Annotated in this window: 14 protein-coding genes and 1 riboswitch; of the genes, 10 read left to right on the top strand and 4 right to left on the bottom strand. The window is 56.1% G+C overall.

The window, feature by feature from the left end; all coding sequences use genetic code 11:
- Positions 1 to 44 precede the first annotated feature (44 nt).
- From yegD to KXR87_RS06825, 8 genes are all read left to right on the top strand, one after another.
- Entirely contained in the window at positions 45 to 1,397 is a 1,353-nt protein-coding gene (gene yegD / locus KXR87_RS06790; RefSeq protein WP_437431494.1) for a molecular chaperone, read from the top strand.
- Between the two features lie 249 nt (positions 1,398 to 1,646).
- Complete coding sequence (locus tag KXR87_RS06795) at positions 1,647 to 2,888, top strand: MdtA/MuxA family multidrug efflux RND transporter periplasmic adaptor subunit (RefSeq protein WP_437431495.1); 1,242 nt, start codon at positions 1,647 to 1,649, stop codon at positions 2,886 to 2,888.
- Complete coding sequence (locus KXR87_RS06800) at positions 2,888 to 6,010, top strand: MdtB/MuxB family multidrug efflux RND transporter permease subunit (protein WP_437431496.1); 3,123 nt, start codon at positions 2,888 to 2,890, stop codon at positions 6,008 to 6,010. The genes KXR87_RS06795 and KXR87_RS06800 overlap by 1 nt, the downstream gene beginning before the upstream one ends.
- Positions 6,011 to 9,088: a multidrug efflux RND transporter permease subunit MdtC gene (gene mdtC / locus KXR87_RS06805; RefSeq protein WP_437431497.1), complete on the top strand. Its 3,078-nt coding sequence runs from the start codon at positions 6,011 to 6,013 to the stop codon at positions 9,086 to 9,088. It begins immediately after the preceding gene.
- Positions 9,085 to 9,261: a hypothetical protein gene (locus KXR87_RS06810; RefSeq protein ID WP_437431498.1), complete on the top strand. Its 177-nt coding sequence runs from the start codon at positions 9,085 to 9,087 to the stop codon at positions 9,259 to 9,261. Before mdtC ends, KXR87_RS06810 begins: the two co-directional genes overlap by 4 nt.
- A complete protein-coding gene (gene baeS, locus KXR87_RS06815) occupies positions 9,258 to 10,703 on the top strand; it encodes a two-component system sensor histidine kinase BaeS (RefSeq protein ID WP_437431499.1) in 1,446 nt (481 codons plus the stop codon). The genes KXR87_RS06810 and baeS overlap by 4 nt, the downstream gene beginning before the upstream one ends.
- Positions 10,700 to 11,422 carry a two-component system response regulator BaeR gene (gene baeR / locus KXR87_RS06820; RefSeq protein WP_437431500.1) on the top strand — a complete coding sequence of 241 codons (723 nt, stop codon included), beginning with the start codon at positions 10,700 to 10,702 and terminating at the stop codon, positions 11,420 to 11,422. Before baeS ends, baeR begins: the two co-directional genes overlap by 4 nt.
- 132 nt (positions 11,423 to 11,554) lie before the next feature.
- Complete coding sequence (locus tag KXR87_RS06825; protein WP_437431501.1) at positions 11,555 to 12,883, top strand: HEAT repeat domain-containing protein; 1,329 nt, start codon at positions 11,555 to 11,557, stop codon at positions 12,881 to 12,883.
- Positions 12,884 to 12,917: 34 nt separating this feature from the next.
- Here KXR87_RS06825 and KXR87_RS06830 read toward each other — a convergent pair whose 3' ends face one another.
- A complete protein-coding gene (locus KXR87_RS06830; protein ID WP_437431502.1) occupies positions 12,918 to 14,255 on the bottom strand; it encodes a fimbrial protein in 1,338 nt (445 codons plus the stop codon).
- Positions 14,256 to 14,590: 335 nt separating this feature from the next.
- On the opposite strand from KXR87_RS06830, the gene trhP reads away from it, so the two are divergent.
- Together trhP and yegS are read left to right on the top strand one after the other, a co-directional pair.
- Entirely contained in the window at positions 14,591 to 15,952 is a 1,362-nt protein-coding gene (trhP, locus tag KXR87_RS06835; RefSeq protein ID WP_437431503.1) for a prephenate-dependent tRNA uridine(34) hydroxylase TrhP, read from the top strand.
- 253 nt (positions 15,953 to 16,205) lie between these two features.
- Positions 16,206 to 17,117: a lipid kinase YegS gene (gene yegS, locus KXR87_RS06840; RefSeq protein WP_437431504.1), complete on the top strand. Its 912-nt coding sequence runs from the start codon at positions 16,206 to 16,208 to the stop codon at positions 17,115 to 17,117.
- Between the two features lie 98 nt (positions 17,118 to 17,215).
- On the opposite strand, the gene fbaB is transcribed toward yegS, so the two are convergent.
- From fbaB to thiM, 3 genes are all read right to left on the bottom strand, one after another.
- Positions 17,216 to 18,268, bottom strand: coding sequence for a class I fructose-bisphosphate aldolase (fbaB, locus tag KXR87_RS06845; protein WP_437431505.1), 1,053 nt, complete (start codon positions 18,266 to 18,268; stop codon positions 17,216 to 17,218).
- 147 nt (positions 18,269 to 18,415) lie between these two features.
- The gene (gene thiD / locus KXR87_RS06850) at positions 18,416 to 19,216 is read right to left on the bottom strand and encodes a bifunctional hydroxymethylpyrimidine kinase/phosphomethylpyrimidine kinase (RefSeq protein ID WP_437431506.1); all 801 of its coding nucleotides are present in this window, start codon (positions 19,214 to 19,216) and stop codon (positions 18,416 to 18,418) included.
- A complete protein-coding gene (gene thiM / locus KXR87_RS06855; RefSeq protein ID WP_437431507.1) occupies positions 19,213 to 20,001 on the bottom strand; it encodes a hydroxyethylthiazole kinase in 789 nt (262 codons plus the stop codon). Before thiM ends, thiD begins: the two co-directional genes overlap by 4 nt.
- A gap of 34 nt (positions 20,002 to 20,035) precedes the next feature.
- Positions 20,036 to 20,132: riboswitch (TPP riboswitch) on the bottom strand.
- Between the last annotated feature and the right edge of the window lie 399 nt (positions 20,133 to 20,531).

Genomic DNA, 20,531 nt, shown 5'->3' on the forward strand with positions numbered 1-20,531 from the left:
TCCGTTAAAGTCGCCCCCCTTCTTCACCGGCATGGGGATTAAACGTGTTTGTAGGCTTTGATTATGGTACCGCTAACTGTTCCATCGCGGTTATGCAGGACGGTAAACCGTCGCTGCTGAAAATGGAAAACAACAGCACTCTGCTGCCCTCTATGCTTTGTGCACCGACACGTGAAGCCGTCAGTGAATGGCTCTATCGCCACCATGATGTCCCGGCAACCGGTGCTGAAACCCAGGCGCTTTTACGGCGTGCCGTCAGCTTTAACCGCGAAGAAGATATCGATGTCCAGGCCACCAGCGTCCAGTTTGGTCTGAGCGCGCTGCGCCAGTATGTCGACGACCCGGAGGAGGTTTACTTTGTTAAATCACCAAAATCTTTTCTTGGCGCCAGCGGATTAAAAGCTCAGCAAATCGCCCTGTTTGAAGATCTGGTCTGCGCCATGATGGTCCATATCCGTCAGCAGGCCGGGTCACAGTTGCCAGAGGTAATCGATCAGGCGGTGATTGGCCGCCCCATTAACTTCCAGGGGCTCGGTGGCGCAGAGGCCAATGCGCAGGCGCAGGGGATCCTGGAGCGTGCCGCTAAACGCGCGGGCTTTCATGATGTGGTGTTCCAGTACGAACCGGTTGCGGCAGGACTCGACTTCGAAGCAACCTTGCAGGATGAGAAACGGGTGCTGGTGGTGGATATCGGCGGCGGTACGACTGACTGCTCCCTGCTGCTGATGGGACCAAAATGGCACGACCGCCATGATCGCGAAAACAGCCTGCTAGGCCACAGCGGATGTCGTGTGGGGGGAAACGATCTGGACATTGCCCTCGCGTTTAAAAATCTGATGCCCCTGCTGGGCATGGGTGGGCAGACGGAAAAAGGCATCGCCCTGCCGGTTCTGCCGTGGTGGAATGCTATCGCCATTAACGATGTCCCGGCGCAGACCGATTTCTACAGCACTGCTAATGGTCGCAAGCTGAACGATATGCTGCGTGACGCCCGCGACACGGATAAAGTCGCCTTGCTGATTAAAGTCTGGAAACAACGCCTGGGCTACCGACTGGTGCGCAGCGCCGAAGAGAGCAAAATCGCCCTTTCCGACCAGCTGCAGACTCAGGCACATTTGCCGTTTATCGGTGAATCACTGACGACCGCTATTGACCAGATGGGGCTGGAAGCAGCACTGGATCAGCCTTTGCGTCGCATTCTGGAGCAGGTGCAACTGGCGCTGGAGAGCAGCGAAACCTCACCGGAAGTGATATACCTCACCGGCGGGAGCGCACGTTCACCGATTATCAAGAAAGCGCTGGCGCAGGCCCTGCCGGGTATTCCTGTTGCCGGCGGCGACGATTTTGGTTCGGTAACCGCCGGTCTTGCCCGTTGGGCGCAGGTAGTATTTCGTTAACCACCAACGGCTCACCAGACGGCGTAAGTTTTAAGCCCACCGCACAGGAGTATGATGACCCTCTCATCATACTCCTTCGTTTATTAAGACCCTTCCCGGCCTTCATTACCGCGGAAAGACCGGGGCGACAGAGAGTACGTTCTCAGACGATTCCCGACCGTCCTTCATATTCTCTCCATTTTTCTGACGGTCTGACTTACTAAACTAGTATGATTCAGGCAAATGTTTCAGGACGAGATACGTAGAACGATGAAAGGCAAAAAGAGTTCCCGCCAGGTTTTAGCGGCAGCAGTAGTATTGTTGATTGCGGGTATTGCCGCCGTCTGGTACGGATTCGGCCCTCAAACGGATGGGAAAAACGCCACCGCCACCAGCGGACAGCAGCCGCGTGGCAAAGGCCAGAGCGGCCGTCAGGGAATGCGCGCCCTGCCGCCGGTTCAGGCCGCCACGGCAAGCCATGAGTCGGTTCCCCGTTATCTGACCGGGCTTGGCACGGTGACCGCCGCCAGCACCGTGACGGTGCGAAGCCGCGTCGACGGTCAATTACTGGCCCTCCATTTTCAGGAAGGGCAACAGGTAAAAGCCGGCGACCTGTTGGCAGAGATAGATCCCAGTCAGTTTAAGGTGGCGCTGGCTCAGGCCCAGGGGCAACTGGCGAAGGACAACGCGACCCTGGCAAATGCCCGACGGGATCTTGCCCGCTATCAGCAGTTGGTGAAAACCAACCTGGTTTCCCGCCAGGAGCTGGATGCCCAGCAGGCGCTGGTCAGCGAAACGCAAGGCACAGTGAAGGCGGATGAAGCTGCCGTCGCCAGCGCGCAACTGCAGCTCGACTGGAGCCGCATTACTGCGCCGATTGACGGGCGCGTCGGTTTAAAGCAGGTCGATGTAGGTAATCAAATCTCCAGCGGCGACACCGCCGGCATTGTGGTACTCACGCAAACACACCCTATCGATCTTGTTTTTACCCTGCCTGAAAACCAGATTGCGACCGTGGTACAGGCGCAAAAGGCCGGTCAACCGCTCAACGTCGAGGCCTGGGATCGCACGAATAAACAGAAACTCAGTACCGGTGCATTGCTGAGTCTGGACAACCAGATTGATGCCACTACCGGCACCATCAAACTGAAAGCACGCTTTGCTAATCAGGATGATGCGCTCTTCCCAAACCAGTTCGTCAATGCCCGAATGCTGGTCTCCACTCAGCAGAATGCGGTGGTGATCCCGGCGGCTGCCCTGCAGATGGGTAACGAAGGCAACTTCGTCTGGGTACTGAATGAACAAGACCAGGTCAGCAAACACAGGGTAACGACCGGCATTCAGGACAGTCAGAAAGTGGTGATTTCAGCCGGCCTCTCCGCTGGTGACCGTGTGGTCACCGACGGCATCGATCGCCTGACCGAAGGGGCGAAAGTGGACGTGGTTGACGCGTCAAGTGCCGTTCAGATGCCCGCTAAACGCGAACATCCGGCGAAAGGAGCGCAGTCCTGATGCAGTTGCTACCGCCAGGCAGAACCGGCGGGCCGTCCCGCCTGTTTATCATGCGTCCGGTCGCCACCACCCTGATGATGGTGGCGATTTTACTTGCCGGTATAATCGGTTATCGCTTCTTACCCGTTTCAGCGCTACCGGAAGTCGACTACCCCACGATTCAGGTCATCACGCTCTACCCCGGCGCCAGCCCGGATGTCGTCACATCGGCGATAACCGCCCCCCTTGAACGTCAGTTTGGCCAGATGTCTGGTCTCAAGCAGATGTCATCGCAAAGCTCAGGCGGCGCATCGGTCGTCACGTTACAGTTTCAGTTAACGCTGCCGCTGGACGTCGCCGAGCAGGAAGTGCAGGCCGCTATTAACGCCGCCAATAGTCTGCTTCCCTCCGACCTGCCAAACCCACCGGTCTATAGCAAAGTGAATCCGGCCGATCCGCCCATCATGACGCTCGCGGTAACCTCCACGGCGCTGCCCATGACCCAGGTGGAAGATATGGTGGAAACCCGGGTCGCCCAGAAAATTTCACAGGTTTCAGGCGTCGGTCTGGTGACCCTTGCCGGGGGCCAGCGTCCCGCGGTGCGCGTGAAGCTGAACGCCCAGGCAATTGCGGCCCTGGGCCTGACCAGTGAAACCATCCGTACCGCCATCAGCAGCGCTAACGTCAACTCCGCAAAAGGGAGCCTGGACGGCCCCACGCGCGCGGTCACCCTCTCCGCCAATGACCAGATGCAGTCGGTCGAGGAATACCGCAAGCTGATTGTCGCCTACCAGAACGGCGCACCGGTGCGGCTGGGGGATGTGGCCACCATTGAACAGGGCGCAGAAAACCGCTGGCTCGGAGCATGGGCAAACCAGCAGCAGGCGATTGTGATGAATGTCCAGCGTCAGCCTGGTGCAAACATTATTGATACCGCAGACAGCATTCGTACCCTGTTGCCAGCCCTTACTGAAAGTTTACCGAAATCGGTAGAGGTAAAGGTACTTTCCGACCGGACCACCAATATTCGCGCCTCGGTCAGCGACACGCAGTTTGAACTGATGCTGGCTATCGCTCTGGTGGTCATGATCATCTATATCTTCCTGCGCAACATTCCGGCGACCATCATCCCCGGCGTGGCGGTCCCGCTTTCCCTGATTGGCACGTTTGCGGTGATGGTGTTCCTCGACTTTTCAGTCAACAACCTGACCCTGATGGCCCTGACCATCGCCACTGGCTTTGTGGTGGATGATGCGATTGTGGTTATCGAAAACATCTCCCGTTATATCGAAAAGGGGGAGAAACCCCTTGCCGCCGCCCTGAAGGGCGCGGGGGAAATCGGCTTTACCATCATCTCACTGACCTTATCCTTAATAGCCGTCCTGATCCCGCTGCTGTTTATGGGGGATATCGTGGGTCGTCTGTTCCGCGAGTTTGCCGTCACCCTGGCGGTGGCGATCCTCATTTCAGCGGTGGTGTCCCTGACGCTCACGCCGATGATGTGCGCCCGCATGCTGAGCGCCGCATCGTTGCGTAAACAGAATCGCTTCGCCCGTGCCTCGGAGCGGTTTACCGAAAGGGTTATCGCCGGTTACGGACGGCTGCTGGCAAGAGTGTTAAACCACCCGTGGCTGACGCTCGGCGTCGCCCTCGGCACCCTGCTGCTGTCAGTTATGCTGTGGGTCTTTATTCCTAAAGGATTCTTCCCGATTCAGGATAACGGCATCATTCAGGGTACCCTCCAGGCACCGCAGTCGGCGTCGTTTGCCAGCATGGCCGAACGCCAGCAGCAGATTGCGAAGATCATCATGAAGGACCCGGCGGTGCAAAGCCTGACCACCTTCGTCGGTGTCGATGGTACAAATCCGGCGCTGAACAGTGCGCGGTTGCAGATCAATCTCAAACCGCTGGCGGAACGCGATGACCGGGTGTTGCCGGTCATTGAACGTCTGCAGCAGGCCGCCGGACGGATACCGGGTGCGGCGCTCTACCTGCAACCGACTCAGGACTTGACCATTGATACCACTGTCAGCCGTACCCAGTACCAGTTCACCCTGCAGGCTACAACGCTTGATGCGCTCAGTACCTGGGTTCCGCAGTTAACGAAAAAATTGCAAACCCTGCCCCAGCTTGCTGACGTGAGCAGCGACTGGCAGGACAAGGGGCTTGCGGCCTATGTAAACGTGGACAGAGACAGCGCCAGTCGCCTTGGCATCAGTATGGCCGATGTGGACAATGCCCTCTACAATGCCTTTGGCCAGCGCCTTATCTCCACTATTTATACTCAGGCCAACCAGTATCGTGTGGTACTGGAGCATGACACCACCCACATCGCCGGGCTGGATGCACTGGAGAGCCTTCGCCTTTCCGGCAGCGACGGTGCCGTGGTGCCGCTTAGCGCCATCGCCAGGATTGAGCAGCGCTTCACACCACTGTCGATTAACCATCTCGATCAGTTCCCCTCCACCACTATCTCGTTCAATGTGGCTGACGGCTACGCCCTGGGTGAGGCGGTACAGGCGATACTTGATAGCGAGAAAAACCTGAACCTGCCAGCCGACATCACCACGCAGTTTCAGGGCAGTACCCTCGCTTTCCAGGCGGCACTGAGCAGCACCGTCTGGCTGATTGTCGCCGCGGTAGTGGCAATGTACATCGTGCTGGGCGTGCTCTATGAAAGCTTCATTCACCCCATTACCATCCTCTCAACCCTGCCGACCGCAGGTGTGGGTGCGCTGATGGCGCTGATGATCGCGGGTAACGAACTGGATGTGATAGCCATTATCGGCATCATTCTGCTGATTGGTATCGTAAAGAAAAACGCCATCATGATGATCGACTTCGCCCTCGCCGCCGAGCGTGAAGAGGGTATGTCGCCCCGGGATGCCATTTATCAGGCCTGTCTGCTGCGTTTTCGCCCGATCCTGATGACCACCCTGGCCGCCCTGCTTGGCGCCCTGCCGCTTATGCTCAGTACCGGCGTGGGTGCCGAGCTTCGTCGCCCGCTGGGCATTGGTATGGTAGGAGGACTGCTGGTAAGCCAGGTGCTGACGCTCTTTACCACGCCGGTGATCTACCTGCTCTTTGACCGACTCGGGCTCTACGTGCGCAGCCGTTTTCCCGCCCGTGAAGAGGAGGCGTAAGTGAAGTTTTTCGCCCTCTTCATTTACCGCCCGGTGGCGACCATCCTGATTTCACTCGCCATCACCCTCTGTGGCGTGCTGGGCTTTCGCTTGTTGCCGGTCGCCCCACTGCCCCAGGTGGATTTCCCGGTGATTATGATCAGCGCCTCTTTGCCGGGCGCTTCACCAGAAACGATGGCTTCGTCCGTTGCCACGCCGCTTGAGCGCTCCCTGGGGCGCATTGCCGGGGTCAGTGAAATGACCTCATCGAGCTCACTCGGCAGCACGCGCATTATCCTCGAATTCAATTTTGACAGAGACATCAACGGTGCCGCGCGCGATGTGCAGGCCGCGCTCAATGCCGCGCAGAGCCTGTTACCGAGCGGTATGCCGAGCCGCCCGACCTACCGTAAAGCCAACCCGTCAGACTCGCCCATCATGATCCTGACGCTCACCTCCGATACCTACTCTCAGGGGCAGCTTTACGATTTTGCCTCCACCCAACTGGCGCAAACTATCGCCCAGATTGAGGGCGTCGGTGATGTGGCCGTAGGGGGCAGCTCCCTGCCTGCCGTGCGTGTCGGCTTAAATCCGCAGGCGCTGTTTAACCAGGGTGTGTCACTGGATGCGGTGCGCACCGCCATCAGCGAGGCCAATGTGCGCCGCCCGCAGGGTGCAATTGACGATGGCGATCGTCGCTGGCAGGTGCAGGCCAACGATGCGCTGAAAACGGCCGCTGAATATGAGCCGCTGATTATTCATTACCGCAACGGCTCGGCCGTGCGCTTAAGCGATGTCGCCACTGTGACCGACTCGGTACAGGACGTGCGCAACGCCGGGATGACCAACGCGAAGCCGGCAATTTTGCTGATGATCCGCAAGCTACCGGAGGCCAACATCATCCAGACGGTCGACAGCATTCGCGCCCGTCTGCCGACGTTACAGGCGACTATCCCTGCGGCTATTAATCTGCAGATTGCCCAGGATCGCTCTCCGACCATCCGCGCCTCGCTTGAAGAGGTGGAGCAGACGCTTGTCATCGCTGTGGCGCTGGTGATTCTGGTGGTATTCCTCTTTCTGCGTTCCGGTCGGGCGACCTTAATTCCGGCGGTGGCGGTGCCGGTGTCGCTGATTGGCACCTTCGCCGCCATGTATCTTTGCGGCTTTAGCCTGAACAATCTGTCATTAATGGCGCTGACCATTGCCACAGGCTTTGTCGTGGATGATGCCATTGTGGTGCTGGAAAATATCTCCCGCCATCTTGAAGCGGGCATGAAGCCGCTTCAGGCTGCCTTACAGGGCACGCGTGAAGTCGGCTTCACGGTGCTCTCGATGAGTGTTTCTCTGGTGGCGGTATTTCTGCCGCTGCTGTTGATGGCAGGGTTGCCGGGCCGTCTGTTGCGCGAGTTCGCCGTTACCCTGTCGGTAGCAATAGGGATATCGCTGGTGGTCTCCCTGACTCTGACCCCCATGATGTGTGGCTGGATGCTAAAACGGCAAAAAACCCACCCGCCCACGCGCGCGAAAGGCTCTGCTCGCCTTCTGGTGGCTTTACAGCAGGCTTATGCCCGTTCGCTGAAGTGGGTGTTGCGCCACACGCGGCTGGTTGGGCTGGTGCTGATTGGCACCATTGCGCTTAACGTGTGGATGTACATTTCTATTCCCAAAACCTTCTTCCCTGAGCAGGACACTGGCGTACTGATAGGCGGAATACAGGCCGATCAGAGCATCTCTTTTCAGGCCATGCGCGTAAAGTTGCAGGACTTTATGAAAATCATCCGCGACGATCCCGCAGTGGATAATGTTACCGGCTTTACCGGTGGCTCGCGCGTGAACAGCGGCATGATGTTTATCGCTCTTAAACCCCGCGATGCCCGTCATGAAACCGCCCAGCAGGTCATAGATCGGCTGCGCGTTAAGCTTGCGAAGGAGCCCGGCGCGAGTCTCTTTTTGATGGCAGTGCAGGACATTCGCGTCGGCGGCCGTCAGGCCAATGCCAGCTACCAGTTTGCCCTGCTCTCTGACGATCTGAGCGCACTCCGCGAATGGGAGCCTAAGATCCGCAAAGCACTGGCCGCGCTGCCGGAGCTGGCTGACGTCAACTCCGACCAACAGGATAATGGTGCGGAGATGAGCCTGATTTACGACCGGGAGAGCATGTCACGTCTTGGGATCAGCGTACAGGAGGCTAACAGCCTGCTGAATAACGCCTTTGGGCAGCGGCAGGTGTCCACCATTTACCAGCCGCTTAACCAGTACAAAGTGGTAATGGAAGTGGACCCGCGCTATACCCAGGACATCAGCGCACTGGATAAGATGTTCGTCATTAACAGCGAAGGCAAGCCTGTCCCGCTCTCTTATTTTGCCCGCTGGCAGCCAGCCAATGCGCCACTCTCGGTCAACCATCAGGGACTCTCTGCGGCCTCGACTATCGCCTTTAACCTGCCCGGCGGCGTGTCGCTTTCCGAGGCCAGTGATGCTATAAACCGCGCCATGACCCAGCTTGGGGTGCCCTCCACGGTACGCGGTAGCTTTGCCGGAACGGCGCAGGTGTTCCAGGATACCATGAACTCGCAGGTGATTTTGATTCTGGCGGCAATCGCCACGGTCTACATCGTGCTGGGGGTCCTGTATGAAAGCTATGTGCATCCGCTGACTATCCTCTCGACCCTGCCCTCAGCAGGGGTAGGCGCGCTGTTAGCCCTGGAGCTATTCGGGGCCCCCTTTAGCCTGATTGCCCTGATTGGCATTATGTTGTTGATAGGCATTGTGAAGAAAAACGCCATCATGATGGTGGACTTTGCGCTTGAGGCACAACGCAAAGGTAATCTGAGCGCCGAAGAGGCCATCTTCCAGGCCTGCCTGTTGCGTTTCCGGCCAATCATGATGACTACCCTGGCCGCCCTCTTTGGCGCGCTGCCGCTGGTGATGTCCGGTGGGGATGGTTCTGAGCTACGCCAGCCGCTGGGGATTACCATCGCCGGAGGACTGGTAATGAGTCAGCTACTGACGCTTTACACCACGCCGGTCGTCTATCTCTTCTTCGATCGCCTGCGTCTTCGATTCGCACGCCACCGCAGGGAGCCTGTGACAGAGTGACCGAATTTGCCCACAACCTCTGGCGGTTATCGCTTGTCGCCTTCGGCTTATTTTTGCCGCTACGTGACGCCTCCATTACCCCTGGCGCGCTGCCAGCCTTTATCTTTGCCCGTCTCCCGGCGGCGGCCGGGCAGCGTGCCGTGCCCGCCCGGCGCAACAGGAGTTACTCATGAAATTCTGGCGACCCGGTATCACTGCCAAACTCTTTCTGGCTATCTTCGCCACCTGTATCGTTCTGCTGGTAACGATGCACTGGGCCGTGCGCATCAGCTTTGAGCGCGGGTTTATCGACTATATCAAGCACGGCAATGAGCAACGCCTGCAACTGCTGAGCGATGCCCTGAGCGAGCAGTATGCCCAACAGGGAAGCTGGCGCTTTTTACGCAATAACGATCGCTTCATCTTCCAGCTCCTGCGCTCGTTTGAGCGGGAAAATGAGCACAATGAAGGCGGCCGGGATCGTGCGCCACCGCCAGGCCCTCCGCCAGGGCCGGGCAACGGGATGCCACCGCATGGCTGGCGCACCCAGTTCTGGGTAACCGATGCGGAACATAATGTGCTGGTTGGCCCACGCGCACCCGTTCCATCCGACGGTAGCCGCCGCGCCATCACCGTGAACGGCGAGACGGTTGGGTGGGTTATCGCTTCCCCCGTCGAGCGACTGACCCGCAACACCGACATCAACTTCGACAGGCAACAGCGGCGCACCAGCTGGCTTATCGTGGCGCTGGCGACGCTGCTTGCAGCGCTGGCAACACTGCCTCTGGCTCGCGGTCTGTTGGCACCGGTTAAGCGTCTGGTGGAAGGTACGCACAAACTTGCCGCTGGCGACTTTACCACCAGGGTCAACACGGGCAGCGCCGATGAACTGGGGAAACTGGCGCAGGACTTTAATCAGCTTGCCAGCACCCTTGAGCGCAATCAGCAGATGCGGCGCGATTTTATGGCCGATATATCCCATGAGCTACGCACCCCGCTCGCGGTTCTGCGTGGCGAGCTGGAAGCTATCCAGGACGGGGTTCGCCAGTTTACCCCTGAGTCCGTCGCCTCCCTGCAGGCGGAGGTGGGCACCTTGACCAAACTGGTCAACGATCTGCATCAGCTGTCGATGTCCGATGAAGGGGCGCTGGCGTACCAGAAATCCACCGTTGATGTCGTCTCGCTGGTGGAGGTCGCCGCTGGTGCCTTCCGCGAACGTTTTACCGCACGTAAGCTGACGCTCATTCTGTCGCTACCGACGCACGCCTGTGTGTTTGGCGATCCGGACCGCCTGATGCAACTTTTCAATAACCTCATGGAAAACAGCCTGCGCTACACCGACAGCGGCGGCAGTCTGCACATCAGCGGACGTATTGAGGCCGATACGCTGGCTCTTGAGTTTGCAGACAGCGCCCCTGGGGTCACCGACCTTCAGCTTGGCCGCCTCTTCGAGCGTTTTTATCGCGCCGAAGGGTCACGTAACCGTGCCAGCGGTGGCTCCGGGCTGGGTCTGGCCATTTGTGTGAACATAGTCAGCGCCCACGGCGGAAGCGTCAGTGCGGCACATTCGCCATTCGGTGGGGTTAGCATTACAGTAAAACTGCCGCTGGAACGGGAGAAAGCGAAAAGCGTATGAATGAATTACCGATTGATGAAAACACACCACGCATTTTGATTGTGGAAGATGAGCCCAAACTCGGGCAGTTACTGGTGGATTACCTGCGTGCGGCAAGCTACGCGCCGGTGCTTATCAGTCATGGCGACCAGGTTCTTCCCTATGTACGTCAGACGCCGCCGGATATGGTGTTGCTGGATTTAATGCTTCCCGGCACCGACGGGCTGACGTTGTGTCGTGAGATCCGCCGTTTTTCCAACCTCCCCATCATCATGGTGACGGCAAAAATTGAAGAGATAGACAGGCTGCTGGGGCTGGAAATTGGTGCTGATGATTATATCTGTAAACCCTACAGCCCGCGGGAAGTGGTGGCGCGCGTGAAAACGATCTTACGTCGTTGCAAACCTCAGCGTGAGTTGCAGGCAATGGACGATGAAAGCCCACTTATGGTGGACGAGAGCCGTTTCCAGGCGACCTGGCGTAATCAGCCGCTTGATTTGACCCCGGCTGAATTCCGTCTGCTGAAAACCCTCTCCTGCGAGCCAGGTAAGGTTTTTTCCCGCGAGCAGTTGTTGAATAATTTGTACGATGACTATCGCGTCGTAACTGACCGCACCATCGACAGCCATATCAAAAACTTACGTCGTAAGCTTGAGACGCTGGATGAAGAGCAGTCGTTCATCCGCGCGGTGTATGGCGTCGGTTACCGCTGGGAAGCGGACGCCTGCCGGCTGGGATGATCCTGCTGTCGGATATTGGGATCGGTTAGCCGGATGAGACAGACTGACCGGCTTACGTTTGCACGAAGCGCATAAACCACTATGGACATTAAACAGCTCCTGACACACTGGTTCACCGGGAAAGGAAACCCCATGTACGATAACGAAGCGCAGTTACATCAGCAGATCCTGGCACTGCTTGATAAGCCCTGGTGCGGCTATGTCACAACCGGAGGCGACGGCAGGTTCCTGGTTGACGCGCTGCGCGAGCTGACGCGGCACCATAATGGCTATGTCCGGGAAAAAGCGGTTAAGGCACTGGCGTTAAAGCGTGATATCTCGGCGCTCGGAGAACTTATCGTCGCCGTTAATGACTGGGTTGAACCTATTCATCATGCTGCCGATGAGGCCGTCAGAGCGCTGCTGACCGTCGACCATATTCCGGCGTTTATTGACAAGCTACCAGCCATTCGCCAGCTTGCCGGGCGCACGCGCTACGACCATCGTGAATTTGTGGCGGCCGTTTCGACTTTTCTGGTGACCAAAGATCTCCCCGCTTTGCAACAGGCGCTGTGCTCCCCACAACGCGCGGTACGCGATGCGGCACTGCACACGCTGATTGAGCAGGACAGGCTCGATGATGAAGACGCACTGCTCGCGGTGCTTGCCAACCGTGACAGCAACCTGCGCGCACTGGCGGTCGACGACTGGCTGGCGCGTAACCGCGCGCTCTCTGCCGCGCTGCAAATACGCCTGCTTTGCGACCCCTGGGTGCGTATTCGCCGGGCAGTGCTTTTCTATCTTGATGAACATCGGCAATTACCTCCCGAGACGCTGCATCAGCGCTTGTTACTGGATAAAAACGCGCTGATTCAGCAGCGTACACGCCATATGCTCGAAGAGTGTATTGATGCCCGTGCATTCTGGCTAGAGATATTAAATTCCACCGATGCCGCCCCAACCCAACGCCGCGCGGCGCTATATGGGCTAAAAGAGGCGCGTTATCCGGAATTGCTGCCGCTGGCAAAGCGCGCCTGGAGACAAGCGGAACCGGGAGTGCGTAAAGCAGCTCTGCATATTCTTATTGAGTTGCAGGGGGAAGAGAGCAAACCTCAGCTGCTGGATGCGCTGCTACAGCCTTCGCTGTCTATGGCACTGGCTGCACACCATCTGCTCACACGGGCGTCATTTACCCTTACGCCTGATGATGTGAAGCAGCTTTTGAACACCTCCCCCTCTCCCGCACATCGCGCTATCTACTTACGCTTGCTTCGGCAATTGAACAAGTGGGATGGCTTGATTCTGCTCCTGCACCACTCCACCCGATTGACCGCGGATGAGCGCGAAGCCGAGTGCCAGCTGTGGATCAGCCGCTTTAATCAGGCAGGCATCCCCCCTACTTCCGTGCAGCGCGAAACTCTGGCAGCACTGTTGCCGCATGAACCCAAGATAGACAAGATGATATCTGGCTACCTGCCGTAAGCGTTCTAACGACTGGCCAGTGTTCTCTTTCAGGTCAGTTATAACTGGCGATCACTTCCACAGCTGAATTAGCCGTGCCGGGTGCGACGGCCCCCGGTGTGCGGATGTAACGAGCCGCCATTTTAATGAGTTGCGGGGCCGGGATCTCGCCCAGGTTATAGGTTTTTGTGACGTAATCTGAAATAGTGGCGGCATCAACGGCCTGGGTAAAACTCACGGCTTTGGCAGGAGGTGCATTTGTTGTCGGTAAGGTTGAAATATCTCCCCACGCAAGCTGCACACCATATCCGGTTGCCGAACTGGTACCGTCGAGGGTGATAATGCCATTCACCGCATCCTGCACCGTTGCGCCTCTTAACGGCGAGACGGATATGATTAACCCGCTGTTTTTGTATTTTGCATTACTGGTGCTGGCAACCACTGTATTTGAAGAGAGCGTATAGTCAACACCGTAGCCCCTGGCTGCCGGGCATTGCACGGTAAAACTGGCGTCTTTCCAGTCGGATATACCGCCAGTCATATTCATATTGTGGGAACCCATAGATACGGTTTTATTGTTTAAAGAGCAGGTACCGGAGGTAGTGTCCAGTTCCCCTCGAATTTCGAATGAACTTATTGTCCAGCTGTTAGCCAGTGAATAGGTACCATTATTAGGTGAAGTTGCACTGTAATAATCCATCGCACTGTCATTCATTTGTGCGGCGATGATAGTCGCACCGTTAAATAAAACCTTACCGACAGATGGAATTTCTGACTGCCCGCTGATTACCGGAATTTTCCATAAGGATACTTTAAATTTTAGAGGAAAATTACTAAAATTACGGCCTGCCTTTACTGAAAGGGAGGTTTCAAGTTTCAACGGATTTGATGGCGGACCAACTGGGGCATTATTGGTTACAGGAGAGACTGACCCCATGTCACGGAAAGAGAGACCCAGGCCTTTTATTGAGGTTGGAAAGATATAATCACTGCCGTTTCGCAGAACCGTTGTTCCCGGATAGGCTTCAATATAAGTGACGTAATGGGTCGCACCCGCTGATGTTCCGCCTCGTGGGTGACATTCGGCGGCCCTGGTGCTGCCCAGAAACTGTACCCAAGACGCTATTTCACGATACTGCCCAGAGAAACCGGCCAGTCCCGTTGTCATCGATTTTTTGTTCGAAGGCACGGGTAAATTAATGACGGCTTTTGACGCTCCGCTTGAACAATCAATGGCGACTGCAAATGTTTTCGGTACGACCAATAAAGACAAAAAAATTAACAGAAGATATTGTTTCATCGCATATTCCTTTGCTTCCTGAAGGAACCGAAAAAATAAAGACAATAGTTCCTCAAGAAAAGATATATATCTCTTCAAAAAAGCTAAATCCATCCTCCCTCGTCCGTAAAATTTTTACATAACTGCTTGTGTCCTTTATAAATATCAATATTAATCAATAACCTCATAATATAAACTGAATAGCGTTTTTCTGGTTTGTTCTTTATGTTTAATTTCGTAATTTTTTACATCCGTTTTACTCGCTACAAATTCTCAACATAAATGATAAGCCATCATACGTGTCCTGCGTGCCCACGCAGACAAACCCGGTCAAACAGTGGTTTACTCACTCCGTGCGCAGCGCTACAATCCCGCCCTAAATTTATGGGATCTCCCCTACTGCCTCACCTGGTGAGGTGGATCTGACCTGTCATCAGAAAGAGCACATCATGTTTAAACCGGAACTCCTCTCCCCGGCGGGAACGCTGAAAAATATGCGTTACGCTTTCGCTTACGGTGCGGACGCCGTGTATGCGGGCCAGCCTCGTTATTCACTGCGCGTGCGTAATAACGAATTCAATCACGAGAATTTGCAGTTGGGCATTAACGAGGCCCATGCGCTCGGTAAAAAATTCTATGTGGTGGTAAACATTGCACCGCACAATGCCAAGCTGAAAACCTTTATTCGCGATTTGAAACCCGTAGTGGATATGGGGCCGGATGCACTGATTATGTCCGATCCGGGCCTGATTATGCTGGTACGTGAGCACTTCCCGCAGATGGATATTCACCTCTCCGTGCAGGCTAACGCCGTTAACTGGGCGACGGTGAAATTCTGGAAACAGATGGGGCTGACCCGTGTGATCCTCTCTCGCGAGCTCTCACTGGATGAAATCGAAGAGATCCGCACCCAGGTGCCGGACATGGAAATTGAAATCTTCGTTCATGGCGCGCTGTGCATGGCCTACTCCGGCCGCTGCCTGCTTTCCGGTTACATCAATAAACGCGATCCGAACCAGGGCACCTGTACCAACGCCTGCCGTTGGGAATATAAGGTTCAGGAAGGCAAAGAGGACGATGTGGGTAATATCGTGCACGTCCATGAACCTATTCCCGTACAGAACGTAGAGCCGACCCTTGGCATTGGTGAGCCGACCAGCAAAGTGTTCATGCTCGAAGAAGCCCAGCGTCCGGGAGAATACATGACCGCGTTTGAAGATGAACACGGTACATACATCATGAACTCCAAAGATTTGCGCGCCATTGCCCACGTGGAGCGTCTTACCCAAATGGGCGTACATTCGCTGAAAATTGAAGGCCGCACCAAGTCCTTCTACTATTGCGCCCGTACCGCGCAGGTCTATCGCAAAGCGATCGACGATGCGGCTGCAGGTAAACCTTTTGATCCAGCGCTGCTCGATACCCTGGAAGGGCTCGCCCACCGTGGTTACACCGAAGGCTTCCTGCGTCGTCACACTCATGACGACTACCAGAACTACGAATATGGTTATTCCATCTCCGAGCGTCAGCAGTTTGTCGGCGAATTCACCGGCGAGCGTAAAGGCCCGCTGGCCGCCGTTGCGGTGAAAAATAAATTTACGATGGGCGACAGCCTCGAACTGATGACGCCGCAGGGCAACATTAATTTCACGCTGGAGCAGATGGAAAATGGCAAAGGTGAAGCGGTAAGCGTAGCGCCGGGTGATGGTCATACCGTCTGGCTGCCGGTTCCGGATGATGTGCAGCTGGAATATGCGCTGTTAATGCGTAACTTCAACGGGCAGAGCACGCGTAACCCGCACGCGAAGTAGTTCACTGACGTTATTTTTTACCAGCAGAAGAATCTTAGAATCGGATCACATACCGCTGCGCTCAATATGGGTATTATCTTTTTCGCTGAAAAACATAACCCATAAATGCTAGCTGTACCAGGAACCACCTCCTTAGCCTGCGTAATCTCCCTTACGCAGGCTGATTTTTTTCTCCTCTCCTTTTCCATCCGCAGGCACACTTCTCACTCCTGAGATACACTTTCCCCAACAGTGTTCTGATAAGGCAGAAAGGATGAGCAACTTTCCGAGCAGTTTATTGATCCTCAACGGGAAAAGCGCAGGTGACGAACTCCTGCGTGAGGCCATTACGTTACTTCGCAATGAAGGAGTGGCGATCCAGGTTCGGGTGACCTGGGAGAAAGGGGATGCAGAACGCTACGTTGCCGAGGCGATTGCGCTGGGCGTTGAGACCGTGATTGCCGGTGGCGGAGATGGCACCATCAACGAGGTGGCCACGGCGCTGGTCCGCAGCCAGTCTCAGCATGCACCGGCAATGGGTATCTTGCCGCTGGGCACGGCAAATGATTTTGCCACCAGCGCCGGGATCCCAGAACCTCTGGATAAAGCCCTTCAGTTAGCTATCGCTGGCGACGCCGTCTCCGTGGATATCGCCGAAGTTAACGGCAACACCTGCTTTATTAATATGGCAACAGGCGGTTTCGGCACCCGTATTACTACCGAAACCCCGGAGAAACTCAAAGCGGCCCTTGGCAGCGTCTCTTATGTCGTTCATGGCCTGATGCGTATGGATACGGTAAAACCAGACCGCTGTGAAATCACTGGCGAGAATTTTCACTGGCAGGGTGATGCGCTGGTGATTGGTATTGGCAACGGACGTCAGGCAGGCGGCGGGCAACAGCTCTGTCCTCAGGCGCTTATTAACGACGGTCAGCTGGAGCTACGCATCTTCACCGGCGATGAAATTCTCCCGACGCTGTTTACCACGCTGACGCAGCCGGACGACAACCCGCATATTGTAGACGGACAGTCCGCCTGGTTTGAAATTAGCGCGCCGCATGACATCACCTTTAACCTCGACGGCGAACCGCTTAAGGGGCAGAACTTCAGCATTCACATCCTGCCCGCCGCCCTCAAATGCCGCCTTCCTGCCGACTGTCCGTTACTGCGCCAGGCGGCCGTCTGACGCGCCAGAGCTTTCCCGGTACAGGTGCAGGAGAAGTGAACAGGTGCAGCCATCATCACACCGCGTCCCTCCCCCTCACGAGGGAGGGAAAAGTGGCATTACGCGATGGTGACTTTGCTGTCCAGATAGACATCCTGAACGGCATTGATCAGCTTCACGCCATCAGCCATAGATTTCTTAAACGCTTTGCGCCCCAGAATTAACCCCATGCCGCCGGCGCGCTTATTGATAACCGCCGTGCGCACGGCGTCGCTCAGGTCTGTTTCCCCGCCTGCGGCACCGCCGGAGTTGATCAAGCCTGCCCGCCCCATGTAGCAGTTGGCCAGTTGATAACGCACCAGGTCGATAGGGTTATCACTGGTAAGCTTGCTGTAGACTTTATCATCGGTATAACCGAAGTTTACTGCTTTATAGCCACCGTTGTTTTCCGCCATTTTTTGCTTAACGATGTCCGCCCCGATGGTCGCGGCAATGTGGTTTGCCTGGCCGGTCAGATCCGCCGAAACATGATAGTCGACACCATCTTTCTTAAAGGACGAATTACGCAGGTAGGCCCAGAGCACCGTCACCATTCCCAGTTCGTGAGCGCGTTCAAAGGCGGCGGAGATCTCTTCAATCTGACGACGCGACTGTTCAGAACCGAAGTATATGGTTGCGCCGACAGCAACGGCCCCCATATTGAACGCCTGCTCTACGCTCGCATAAAGGGTCTGGTCATACTCCGTGGGATAGCTCAGGGTTTCGTTATGATTCAACTTAACGAGGAACGGAATACGGTGCGCGTAGCGGCGTGAAACCGACGCCAGCACCCCATAGGTGGATGCAACGCAGTTGCAGCCCGCTTCAATCGCCAGCTCAACGATGTTTTTAGGATCAAAGTAGAGTGGATTAGCAGCGAACGACGCGCCGGCAGAGTGCTCAATACCCTGATCCACCGGCAAAATAGACAAGTAGCCTGTCTTCGCAAGCCGCCCGGTGTTATAGAGCGTCTGCATGTTACGCAACACCGCTGGCGGGCGATTGTTATCCATCATGACGCGGGTGACATAATCCTCCCCCGGCAGGTAGAGCTGATCCGCCGCAATGGTGGTGCAGCGGTGTTGTAAAAGCGTGTCGGCATCTTTGCCAAGCAACTGCGCAATATCAGTCATTTTCATGCTCCCGTAAGCTTCGCCCGGCGGCGAAGGTGGTTGTCCTGACCCGATAAATGGGCAGACTAAGCCTGGTACGCATGCCCCCTTTTTGCCACCGCCGCCGCTTTTTTCAGCATTTTCTGCTGGCACGTTTCGGGTATAACGTTACCACCACTGATGAAAATGATGCACCGGGCCCGCGCCGTGACCAACTTCCAGGCTGTCCGCCTGCGCAAGCGCCCCATTAAGCCAGATTTTTGCCGCATCCACCGTTGCGTGCCAGTCAGCGTGACGCGGGCGCAGTGCCGCCAGCGCAGCCGACAGCGTGCAGCCGGTGCCGTGGGTATTTTTGGTCATTATGCGAGGCGCAGTGAAACGGGTTGCTCCCTCGCGGGTAAAAAGCCAGTCCGGGCTTTCGGCGTCATCGAGATGCCCGCCCTTAATCAGCACCGCCTCACAGCCCAGCGCCAGCAGTGCCCGACCCTGTTCATGCATCTCCCGTTCGTTACTCGCATGAGGCGCATCGAGCAGAGCTGCGGCTTCCGGCAGGTTCGGGGTAATCAATGAAACCTGCGGCAACAGATGGTCCCGCAGTGCTCCTACCGCCGAAGGCGACAGCAGAGGATCGCCACTCTTTGCCAGCATTACAGTGTCGAGGACAACGTTTGCTACCTGATAGTGACGTAATCTGGCGGCCACTGCTTCAACGATATCGGTCTGCGCCAGCATGCCTACCTTGGTGGTATCAATACGGACGTCACTGAAGACAGAATCGAGTTGCGCAGCGACGAAGTCAGGATCAATGCGATAAACCGACTGCACACCCCGCGTATTTTGCGCCACCAGCGCGGTGATAACCGAGCAGCCATAGGCGCCCAGCGCCGAAAAGGTCTTCAGATCGGCCTGAATCCCCGCGCCACCGCTGGGATCCGTACCGGCTATCGTCAGTGCATTGATACGTTTCATGCCATTCCCTCCCCGCCCAGGGTATAGAGCGCATCGAGAAACGCAGGTACAAAGCTGCCCGGCCCGCTACAGTTCGTCATCGCCAGGCTCCCCGCCTGCGCCACAAACGCGCATCCGGCTGCGACGTTACAGAGCCGGTCACCGGGCAGCACGCAGCAGGCCGCCACCACCGCCGAGAGTGCGCAGCCAGTGCCAACCACGCGGGTCATCAGCGGGTCGCCTCCGATCACTCGTAGCGTTTGCATGCCATCCGTGATGTAGTCCACTTCACCAGTAACGGCAACCACTGCGCCGGTCTGGCGGGCAAGCGCCTTAGCGGCAGGAAGTGCCGTACTGGCCGCGTCGGTGGTATCGACACCGCGACCACCTTCGCTCATCCCCGCCAGGGCGAGAATTTCAGATGCATTGCCACGGATGGCCGCAGGCTGCAGCATCATAATCTCGTGACAGAATCGGGTACGAAACGACAACGCGCCCACGGCAACCGGGTCCAGTGTCCAGGGCGTTCCGGCTTCGCGCGCGCTATGAATGGCCGACAGCATCGACTGTGCGCGTTCATGGGTAAGGGTGCCCACATTGATGAGCAGGGCATCGGCAAGTGAGGAAAACTGTTGTGCTTCTTCTGTCTCAATGACCATCGCCGGAGAAGCCCCCAGCGCCAGCAGCACATTAGCGGTAAAGGTTTGCACGACGTCGTTAGTCATACAGTGAACAAGGGGAGAACGGGTTCGAAACTGGTGAAGGATTTGCGCGACGTGGGCGCGGTGAAGCAGGTCAGGTTGCATGGTTCGCTCCTGCCAGGCTGTGAAGAAGGGATGCCTGGCAGGCATCTGACTTCCCTACGCTGGCATTATCCAGATCAGGTGGTACGGGTATTTCTCAGCCTTCACAAAGAAGGGCACCCCGAGTCATAGTGATAACATTTATTTATCGGTTAGCAGGTTACGCGAAGTCACGTGTTGACACAAGATTGAGCTTATGAATATTACATTTTCACGCTATCTTACCTTGTACCCCATTTTGTACCCCACAAGAAAACTAAAGAACTTAATGTTTTTTCAAATCAACGTCTGACCTACTCAAACCATTAGCATCTCTACACTCAGTATCAATCAATATATATACGGCGTAAGATTAAATGTGCAAGGGGAGAAGCAGACAACCATGAATCCCCATTAAGCATTAGCATGTAATAACCCATATAAAATACCACTTGCATTAACAATTTATTTTTGTAAAACGGATTTTTTCAATGCCCTCTGGTTATAAAATGCAAAAACCGTTACCAAAAGAAGCTGGTTATGAGTTTTAGTCT

The organism is Yokenella regensburgei, assembly GCF_051486985.1.
In the GTDB taxonomy this organism is placed as follows: Bacteria; Pseudomonadota; Gammaproteobacteria; order Enterobacterales; family Enterobacteriaceae; genus CBFFRJ01.